This is a genomic window from Alkalihalobacillus pseudalcaliphilus, assembly GCF_028610675.1.
In the GTDB taxonomy this organism is placed as follows: Bacteria; Bacillota; Bacilli; order Bacillales; family Bacillaceae_D; genus Alkalihalobacillus; species Alkalihalobacillus pseudalcaliphilus.
Window position 1 is genome coordinate 65,435 of record NZ_JAQQWS010000014.1, and the last position, 9,872, is coordinate 75,306.

Sequence of the window (9,872 nt, forward strand, 5' to 3'; positions counted from 1 at the left end):
TCGCACCTTTTCGTTACTTTACTCACCTACTTCCCTCGAGTAACTGACATATTATTAGCCTTTTCATGCAGACTCTTCGTTTTTTGTACTTCTCATTCAAAAACCAAATGAATGAAAAGCCACTTGTTAAAAAATGCAAAGATATCCTTTCATATTTTGTTGCTGAGGGAAACGACTGGAAGATCTCTTCAGGCTTGTGTTGTTGTAGATAACCCCGTTTACTAGAAATACAATCCTCTAATTGCTCGCGTTTCATAATAGTCGTGTCCCGCCTATTCCACCGCGCTTTCGCACCATCATTCCCATACCTCGACTTAGTGCCATCTTTCACATCTCCCTTGCTTCTATACAACAAAAAAAGCCCCGCAATCAGGAGCTTATTCTGCCGATACTATTTACTTAAAGACGAGCGTAAATAAGAGTCAATAAAACCATCAATATCTCCGTCCATTACACCGTTTGTGTTACCAACTTCGAAGTTTGTACGGTGATCTTTAACCATACTATATGGGTGGAAAACATAAGACCGAATCTGACTACCCCAGCCAATTTCCTTTTGCTCACCACGGATTTCGTCTAATTCACGTTGCTGCTCTTCAATTTTAAGTTGATAAAGCTTAGCTTTCATCATTTTCATAGCCTGTTCACGGTTTTTAATCTGCGAGCGTTCGCTTTGACAGGTTACAACCGTATTAGTTGGTAGATGAGTAATACGAACCGCTGAATCCGTCGTATTAATATGCTGTCCACCCGCACCACTTGCACGGTACGTATCAACTTTTAAATCCTCTGTGTTAATCTCAATCTCAACATTGTCATCAAGTTCCGGCATAATTTCACACGATACAAAAGATGTATGGCGGCGACCTGAGGAGTCAAATGGAGAAATACGCACAAGACGGTGAACGCCTTTTTCTGCCTTCAAGTAGCCGTAAGCATTATGGCCTTTAATTAAAAGCGTCACACTTTTCACACCAGCTTCATCACCAGGTAAATAGTCCATCGTCTCAACTTTAAAGCCTTTCGAGTCAGCCCAACGTTGATACATACGTAAAAGCATCGACGCCCAGTCTTGTGATTCAGTACCACCTGCTCCAGGATGCAATTCTAAAATAGCATTATTTTTATCATAAGGTGCACTTAATAAAAGTTGTAATTCAAAATCATTCATTTGAGTTATTAATGCTTTTACACCTGAAAAAAGTTCCTCCGCTAAGTCCTCATCGTCCTCTTCTTTGACGAGTTCATAAGAAACCTCTAGATCCTCAAACTCTCCTTCTAACTTTAAAAAAGTGTTCACTTGCTCTTTTAGTGCATTCGATTCATTAATAACAGTTTGGGCTTTCTCTTGATTGTTCCAAAAATCAGGGTCTGTCATAATCTCGTCTAACTCAGCGATTCGCTCTTGCTTCTCATCTAAGTCAAAGAGACCCCCTAAAGTCATTTAATCGTTTCGAAATTAAACTAAGTTCTTGCTTTACTTCTACTAAATCCATGTAGTCCACCTCATTCATTGATAATCCCCTCCACATCTGTGTGAGGGGATCTCGATCACTAAACTTAATTATTTGTACCGTGGCAATTTTTATACTTTTTACCGCTACCACAAGGACAAGGCTCATTACGACCTGTCGTCTCACTTTTACGAATCGGCTTACGTTTCGCTTTTTCTTTACCGTCCGTTTGTTGAACGGCTTTACCTTCTGCTACCTTTTGACGTTCAAGGTTTTGTTGAACTTGAGCTTTCATAACATACATCGAAACCTCTTCTTCAATAGAAGCAATCATTTGCTCAAACATTTCGTACCCTTCAAAACGATACTCACGTAATGGATCATTTTGACCATAGGCACGTAGGTGGATACCTTGACGCAATTGATCCATCTGGTCGATATGATTCATCCATTTGCGGTCAACCGTGCGTAGCATAATGACCTTCTCAAACTCACGCATATGTTCGGATGTAAACTGCTCTTCCTTTTCATTATAGGCAGCAATCACCTTATCATTGATTAATTCAATGATCTCTTCTGGATCAAGACCTTTCAGCTCTTTTTCCGTTAGATCATCTTCGGATAAAAGTTGATTATTAATGTAATTGGCAATCGCTTGTAAGTCCCAATCCTCTGGAACCTCACTATCAGGTGTATGCAGCTTCACATTCGTCTCGACAACGGATTTCATCATACCTTCCACAATTTTACGAAGGTTTTCTGATTCGAGGACCTCGTCACGTTGTTTATAAATAATTTCACGCTGTTCTCTCATCACATCGTCATACTGAAGAATTTGCTTACGAGAATCGTAGTTATTACCTTCCACTCGTTTTTGTGCACCTTCTACTCGTTTAGATAACATTTTACTTTCTAGACGGTCATCTTCACTCATACCAATTTTATCGAGTAAATTCTTCATGTTATCGCCACCGAAACGACGTAACAATTCATCATCTAATGATAAGTAAAATTGAGACGTACCTGGGTCTCCTTGACGTCCAGCACGACCACGTAACTGATTATCAATACGTCTACTCTCATGGCGTTCCGTACCTAATACGAAAAGTCCACCAAGCTCACGAACACCTTCACCTAACTTAATATCTGTACCACGTCCAGCCATATTTGTGGCAATTGTTACCGAGCCCTGCTGCCCTGCTGATTCAATAATCTCAGCCTCGCGCTCATGGTTTTTTGCATTTAACACATGATGCGGCACTTTCTTTTTCGTTAACATTTTTGAAATTAACTCAGAAGTCTCTACGCTAACTGTACCGACTAGCACAGGCTGCTTCGACTGATGGAGACGAATGATTTCATCGATGACTGCCTTGAATTTAGATTCCATCGTTTTATAAATTAAATCAGGCTTATCATCACGGGCAATTGGTTTATTTGTATCAATCTCCATGACATCCATGCCATAAATATTACGGAATTCTTCTTCTTCTGTTTTCGCTGTACCTGTCATACCTGCTAGCTTTTGGTACATACGGAAATAGTTCTGGAAAGTGGTCGAGGCAAGCGTCATGCTTTCACGCTGAATCTGTAAGCCCTCTTTCGCCTCAATGGCTTGGTGTAGACCATCACTATATCGACGCCCTTTCATGAGACGTCCTGTAAATTGGTCAACGATAACAACTTCACCTTCATCAACGACATAATCGCCGTCACGAAGCATAACGACATGGGCTTTTAGTGCTTGATTCAAGTGATGATTTAATTGTACATGTCGTTGGTCATATAGATTCTCAATGCCAAAGGCCTTCTCGGCTTTATTAACCCCTTCTTCTGTTAACTGGACATTTTTTGTTTTTTCATCTAAAACAAAGTCCTCTTCTTTTTTCAACACACGTACAAATGAGTTCGTTTGTTGATAAAGCTGGGTTGAGCGTTCCACGGAACCAGAAATGATAAGTGGTGTACGAGCCTCATCAATTAAAATCGAGTCAACCTCATCGACTAAAGCAAAATTGAGCGGACGTTGTACCTTTTGCTCTTTATAAAGAACCATGTTATCACGTAAGTAATCAAAACCTAGTTCGTTATTTGTGCTATACGTAACATCAGCGTTATAAGCCACTTGTTTTTCTTCTTTTGGTAGGCCTGTCTCATTAAGGCCAACCGTTAAACCTAAAAATTGAAAAATTCGCCCATAATTTTCAGAGTCACGTTTAGCTAAATAGCTGTTCACGGTAACGATGTGAACACCTTTACCAGCAAGAGCATTTAAGTAAACAGCCAATGTACCTACAAGTGTTTTACCTTCCCCTGTTTTCATCTCAGCAATGTTACCTTGATGGAGAGCAATCGCACCTAATAATTGAACGCGATATGGAAACTCATTCACAACACGGCCAGCTGCTTCCCTAGCAACGGCAAGTGCCTCCGGTAATAATTGATCAAGCGTTTCCCCTTTTTGATAACGGTCTTTAAATTGGGCCGTTTTTTCCTTTAACTGTTCGTCTGACAATTGTTTCATTTGGTCAGCTAAAGCTTCTATTTCATCTGTAACTTTTTCGTTCTTTTTTAATTGACGATTAATTTGATAGTTTCCAACCTTTTTTAACAAACCTAACATTTAATTCGCCCTTTCTTTTCCTAGACTAAGGTTCCTATATGCTAATTACTACTGGGGTAGTATCTTAGAGCTATATTTGTATGGAAGTTACATGGGTAATAATCATTTCTTAAGGTGAGATGGCCTTTCGGTCTTGGTTTTCAAAACTCCACGCGTGCGTGAAGTAGCCAACCAAGCTTGGCTAACGGTCCAAAAACACTTGGATTTCAGATACTAATCCTGTGGGTTACTACTATCTCTTTTTTTTGTGGTGGCAAAGTGAATCGGGCTTCACCATGGACTTTTTGTATAAAGTTACTTAGGAGCGATGCATTCTGCCTTGAAGTTAATCAAGTTCAACAATAACATTCTTATAACGTTACAATTAATTCAACAAAACAAAGTGAACGAAAAGCCACCAATAAAAGGACTCATGCATGACCCATTGACTCTTTCTATCATTTTTAATTCATCTTCTATTTGATTAATTTTAACAGTTTCGTTCGGTGCTTACAAGCGGACAAACGAGTGAAACCATGAAATTCGATGGTTGCCATGATAGATCCTCTCCGTTTATTGTTTTTGCATCAAAAAAGGATGAGAAGAAATCCCTTCTCATCCCATCTATTATTTGATTTTATGCCTCTGGCTCAATCAAGCCATATTTTCCATCTCGGCGTTTATAGACTACATTTGTATCGCCATTCTCCGCATTGGAGAAAACGAAAAAGCTATGACCTAACATATCCATTTGTAGAATCGCTTCTTCAGCATCCATCGGTTTTAAGTTGAAACGTTTCGTTCTAACAACCTCAAGTTCATCTTCATCGACGATTTCCTCTTGCTCAAGTGGCTCCAAATCATTCTTAAACATATATTTTAAGCTGCCCTCTTGGCGGAACTTACGATTTACCTTTGTTTTATGTTTGCGAATTTGACGTTCTAGCTTTTCAATCACTAGATCAATCGCTGCATACATATCAGTATGAGTTTCTTCCGCTCTTAATAATAATTGCGGCAGTGGAATCGTAATCTCGATAATATGTTGATTATTTAGTACAGCCATCTTCACATTGACATCCGCTACCGGAGTCGTATCAAAATAACGTTCTAGCTTTCCAACCTTCTTCTCAACATATTCTCGTAAAGCTGGAGTTACTTCAATGTTTTCACCACGAATATTGTATTGCATATTAAGAACTCCTCCTTTTCAAAATACCTTACTTCCTTCATACCTCTTCATACCTTGCTTTGCTATTTCCTAAACATCCAACGAAACAACCATCCAGTTTCGTCTAAAACGATTCCCCCAAATCAATTTCACTTAAGATGTTGAAATCAATAGGGTGTTCGTCTCTACCTTTATTATAATAGACAATCATCCACATATCCAAACGAAAAATTGAAAAGTACACAAAAAGACATAAAAAATAGACTTTTTTGTTAATTCGCCAATTTTTGCGTTTCAATTCAATGTCATATATTACCGTTTTAAAACATTAAAGATAATGATATATTTTTGCATGGCAGATCTGCAGGCTGGTCGAGATTAGAACGATTTGGAAGGAATTAAAAAAATGAACGCATTAAAAACAATTGCCTTATTTGCTAGTGGTAGTATATTAACGGTTGCACTCATCATCCCGTTTACTGGTGAAAATAAATTAACCGAAATAGTTAACATGTTCACTACCATCAAAGGCCAATTTGAAGCTTCACAGCAAGCAAACAAAGAATGGGAAACTTATAGCCTTTCTTTAACAACCAAACTCCAAGAAGCTGAACATAACAAAAAACTTTTAGAAGAAGAGATTACCAGACAAAAAGGACAATATGAAAAAATTGTTCAAGAAAAACAGCAGCTACATAACCAACTTACACACATACAACAGCAACATTACAATGAACTGTTAGTGAAGCAAAGGGAAATTGAGCTTAAGCAATATGAAGTCGAAATGAAGCAACAGGAAATCGAACAAAAAAATCACGAATTAATGATGAAAGACCAACAAATCACTGAATTACAAGCAGAAAAAGCAAATCTGCTAGCACAAATTGAAAAATCGAATGACTATCAACATATGTATGAGCAACAAAAAGCAGAAACAGAAAGAGCGAATAAAGCCGTGGATGAGACTTACGAGTACGTCAAATCAATTCATGATTCAATCACCACGTCAGAAATAAAAATTCCTCCGACTAACACTAAATAGAAAGTTGGTCCAACCTATCAGATATATGACTTACTTTGAAACGTTTTGACTGGTTACATAGCTCACTTCTGCCAAACGCCCTAGCTTTAACATTCTAAAGCCTATGTGATCTTATAAGAAATTCACACAGGCTTTTTTAATTTAACTGAAACAAGAAAGATCCCTCACCTCACGCTCGAGCTCCCTTAAAAGTCGCTTGTACGCCCGCCACTCTTCCTGGGCTTCTTCTACCGTAACAGGCACAAAATGAAGTTCTTCACCTGGCCTCGTTTGGGCAACTTGTGGTAAATCAACCGAAATAATTTGCCCAATTCGAGGGTAACCACCTGTCGTTTGCCTGTCTGCTAACAAAATAATTGGCTCTCCAGAAGCAGGTACTTGAATCGTGCCAAATGTCACAGCATCCGATAAAATATCTGTTTTCCCATCTTTATGTACGAGTCCACAATTTTCTAGTCGCAAACCCATTCGATCGGACTGATTCGAAACACGCAACGGTTCCTGCCAAAACTGTTGATAGGACTCTTCGGTGAAAAAGTTCTCTTCCGGCCCGGGCATCACTCGAATATATTTACTTTTATGATAGGAAGGAATCCACTTTCTCTGTAAGGAAAGGCGAGCTTTATGGGAATGATGATTCTGCTCCCTACCTCTCAACACATCCTCATAAGCGAGCGAACGACCACCTATTCCACCAATCTCGGCTTTTATAAAAGTAGAGGCACTACCGAAAGCCTGCTCAGCAGCAAAACCACCTGTCACTGCTAAATAAGCACGCATACCTTTTTTCGCATAAGAAAACTGTATCGTTTCTCCCTTTTTCACGGTGAACACTGACCACGGCGATACTCGATTTCCTTCAATATGAGCTTCAAAGTCTGCTCCCGTTAAACAACACTGAACCGTGGACAAAGCACGTAATGTTGGTCCCACTAAAGTAAGTTCCAAGGCGGGTTCATTTTTATGATTGCCAAGTAAGAGGTTAGCTACTTGAAACGCATAAAAATCAGCGGCACCAGACGGGGTTAGTCCACTCTGTAAAAATTGATAACGCCCACGATCTTGAATGGTCGTTAATAGCCCTGACTTTTTGACAACAAATAAATCTCTACCCATGTTGACTCTCTAAGCTTCTGGTCATAATCCCTTCCCTCTTTAACCGTTCATGTAAATCCATCACAAACGGTAAGGCCTGAGGATGATCACCGTGAATACAAACCGTATCTGCTTTCATTGGGATACTTTCACCAGTCAGACTCATCGTTGTTCCTTCATTAATAAACTGCAAGACTCTCTCTATGGCTAGATGCTTATCAGTAATGATGGCGTCAGCTTCTGTTCTAGGAGTTAACGTACCATTACGTTGATAACTGCGGTCAGCAAATACTTCATGAGCAACCTTTAAACCAGCTCGCTCACCAGCTCGGACAAGCTCACTACCAGACAAGCCATACAAGATCAGTGCGGGATTAACGACTCTTACAGCTTGAGCAATCGTTTCAGCGATATCAGGTTGAACAGCCGCTACATTATATAGAGCCCCATGAGGTTTTACATGTCGAAGCGTCGCCCCATATGCCAAACAGAGCCCCTGTAAGGCACCAATTTGATAGACAAGCATATGAAAAAGTTCATCCTTTTCCATTGGTATAAAACGGCGACCAAAACCTTGTAAGTCTTGATAGCCAGGGTGGGCACCAATGGCCGTACCATACTTTTGTGCTCTTTGAATAGTCTTAGCCATCACAGAAGGATCGCCAGCATGAAAACCGCATGCTATATTTACGGAAGTGACATAGGGGATGATTTCCTCGTCTTGTCCAATAGAAAAAGCACCATAGCTTTCACCCAAGTCACAATTTAAGTCAATATGCACGAACCTGTCCTCCTTCCACTTTGACCACTTCTTCAATCTGCCATTGATATTTATTTTCCTCAACTAACAATTCTATTTTATGGTATTCATCTTCACCAATCGATATAAATCGTAAAAAGCTGCCAGCCTCAATCATCGTTGGATATGATTGGTACTTTTGAAAAAGTTGGAGAGGTGTTCGCCCAATGATTTGCCATCCACCAGGGGAAGAAATCGGGTAAATCCCTGTTTGCTTGCCCCCAATCCCTACGGATCCCGCATAAACCTTCTCACGTGGCACCGATAATCTCGGTGTAAAAAGCTTCTCATTTAACCCACCTAAGTACGGAAAACCCGGAGCAAAACCAATCATATAAATCGGGTACGTCGGTTCTGTATGATAATCAATCACCTCTTTTGTACTCATTTGGTGAAAGTCCGCGACATATTCTAAATCAGGACCAAATTGACCACCATAACAAACAGGTATATGAAAAATCTTACTATGCTCTAATTTTGCATGGGGAATATCCTTTAAGCAACTTGTTAGTTCTTGCTTTAATTCTTGAAAAGAATGGATCAGTGGATCATATAAGACGGTTAACGCGGTATAACTTGGTAACCAATGCTCAACACTTTTAATGTTTGCCGCATCAAGCACTCGTTGAGCGGCAATCAACTTTTCTTGAGTGTCTAATGAAATCTCATCTCCAAAGCTAATCCGTACAGCCCGGTCACCTAATGGTTGTATTTCAAACGTTGTCAATCCCTCCACTCCTTTCATTAATCAACATGTACACAAATTGTATATAAAGCAGCACACGGATTCAATGAGACTTTTCCTTCGAATTATCAAAACACCCATCCAACATGTAGGTCCAATAAGGCACTCATTCCCCTTACACCAATCCATTCGCTCACACTTTTTTACATCACCTACCTACGTTCACTACGAAACTGCTCGAGCTCAGCTTTCATAGGCATACCTGACTGGGCTCCGACTTTTCCTACACTTAACGCGGCGGCATCATTGGCAAAGCGAACGGCTTCGACCAGTTCACACCCTTCACTTAGTGCTACAGCTAAAGCTCCATTAAAAGTATCACCTGCACCCGTTGTATCAACTACCTCGACCTTCTTCGCTTCTACCCTTTCTACTTTCGTACTCTTTTGACCTAAAGCCTGCCCTTTCCTCTTACAGGAGTCGGCCCCCCCATTCCCTCCGCTATGGTTGGTGCAGGCTTCTTGGTTAGTGATTTTCTCATACAAAAAAATGATTTAAACAATAATGCACTACCAATAGATAAAGAAGCAAAACCAAATTGAATCAGGAGCTGAGTTGGAAAGGACTAATCCTCACTTTCATTTATTCTCCGTGGTTTGGCCTCAGTATCTGCACATTAACCCCCTCTTTGTGCAGATACTCCGTGGTTTGGCCTCAGTATCTGCACATTAACCCTCTCTTTGTGCAGATACTCCGTGGTTTGGCTTCCGTATCTGCACATTAACCCCCTCTTTGTGCAGATACTCCAAGGTTTTGCCTCCGTATCTGCACATTAACCCTCTCTTTGTGCAGATACTCCAAGGTTTTGCCTCAGTATCTGCACATTAACCCTCTCTTTGTGCAGATACTCCGTGGTTTTGCCTCCGTATCTGCACATTAACCCTCTCTTGTGCAGATACTCCGTGGTTTTGCCTCAGTATCTGCACATTAGCCCTCTCTTTGTGCAGATACTCCGTGGTTTGGC

The 9,872-nt window shown here is 40.2% G+C and carries 7 protein-coding genes and 1 pseudogene; 1 reads left to right on the forward strand and 7 read right to left on the reverse strand.

What is annotated here, in order from left to right:
- Positions 1 to 391: 391 nt before the first annotated feature.
- From prfB to hpf, 3 genes are all read right to left on the reverse strand, one after another.
- Positions 392 to 1,496 (reverse strand): peptide chain release factor 2 gene (prfB, locus tag PQ479_RS19210; RefSeq protein WP_273717169.1). Its coding sequence is split into 2 segments (ribosomal slippage): positions 392 to 1,423 and positions 1,425 to 1,496, totalling 1,104 coding nucleotides; the frame shifts between segments, so codons are not numbered across the junction.
- A gap of 64 nt (positions 1,497 to 1,560) precedes the next feature.
- A complete protein-coding gene (secA, locus tag PQ479_RS19215) occupies positions 1,561 to 4,077 on the reverse strand; it encodes a preprotein translocase subunit SecA (protein ID WP_047987159.1) in 2,517 nt (838 codons plus the stop codon).
- A 616-nt stretch (positions 4,078 to 4,693) separates the two neighbouring features.
- The gene (hpf, locus tag PQ479_RS19220) at positions 4,694 to 5,248 is read right to left on the reverse strand and encodes a ribosome hibernation-promoting factor, HPF/YfiA family (protein ID WP_047987158.1); all 555 of its coding nucleotides are present in this window, start codon (positions 5,246 to 5,248) and stop codon (positions 4,694 to 4,696) included.
- Between the two features lie 385 nt (positions 5,249 to 5,633).
- On the opposite strand from hpf, the gene PQ479_RS19225 reads away from it, so the two are divergent.
- Complete coding sequence (locus PQ479_RS19225; protein WP_047987157.1) at positions 5,634 to 6,269, forward strand: hypothetical protein; 636 nt, start codon at positions 5,634 to 5,636, stop codon at positions 6,267 to 6,269.
- A gap of 141 nt (positions 6,270 to 6,410) precedes the next feature.
- On the opposite strand, the gene PQ479_RS19230 is transcribed toward PQ479_RS19225, so the two are convergent.
- From PQ479_RS19230 to PQ479_RS19245, 4 genes and pseudogenes are all read right to left on the reverse strand, one after another.
- Positions 6,411 to 7,385: a 5-oxoprolinase subunit C family protein gene (locus PQ479_RS19230; RefSeq protein WP_047987156.1), complete on the reverse strand. Its 975-nt coding sequence runs from the start codon at positions 7,383 to 7,385 to the stop codon at positions 6,411 to 6,413.
- Positions 7,378 to 8,145 carry a LamB/YcsF family protein gene (locus tag PQ479_RS19235; RefSeq protein WP_047987155.1) on the reverse strand — a complete coding sequence of 256 codons (768 nt, stop codon included), beginning with the start codon at positions 8,143 to 8,145 and terminating at the stop codon, positions 7,378 to 7,380. Before PQ479_RS19235 ends, PQ479_RS19230 begins: the two co-directional genes overlap by 8 nt.
- Positions 8,135 to 8,890, reverse strand: coding sequence for a 5-oxoprolinase subunit PxpB (pxpB, locus tag PQ479_RS19240; protein WP_273717164.1), 756 nt, complete (start codon positions 8,888 to 8,890; stop codon positions 8,135 to 8,137). Before pxpB ends, PQ479_RS19235 begins: the two co-directional genes overlap by 11 nt.
- A 170-nt stretch (positions 8,891 to 9,060) precedes the next feature.
- A pseudogene (locus PQ479_RS19245) lies at positions 9,061 to 9,297 on the reverse strand (PfkB family carbohydrate kinase); the annotation flags it as partial.
- Positions 9,298 to 9,872 lie beyond the last annotated feature (575 nt).

Coding starts and splice junctions, on each gene's coding strand:
- hpf (WP_047987158.1), bottom strand. CDS start 5,248: ATGCAATACAATATTCGTGGTGAAAACATTGAAGTAACTCCAGCTTTA.
- secA (WP_047987159.1), bottom strand. CDS start 4,077: ATGTTAGGTTTGTTAAAAAAGGTTGGAAACTATCAAATTAATCGTCAA.
- PQ479_RS19230 (WP_047987156.1), bottom strand. CDS start 7,385: ATGGGTAGAGATTTATTTGTTGTCAAAAAGTCAGGGCTATTAACGACC.
- PQ479_RS19225 (WP_047987157.1), top strand. CDS start 5,634: ATGAACGCATTAAAAACAATTGCCTTATTTGCTAGTGGTAGTATATTA.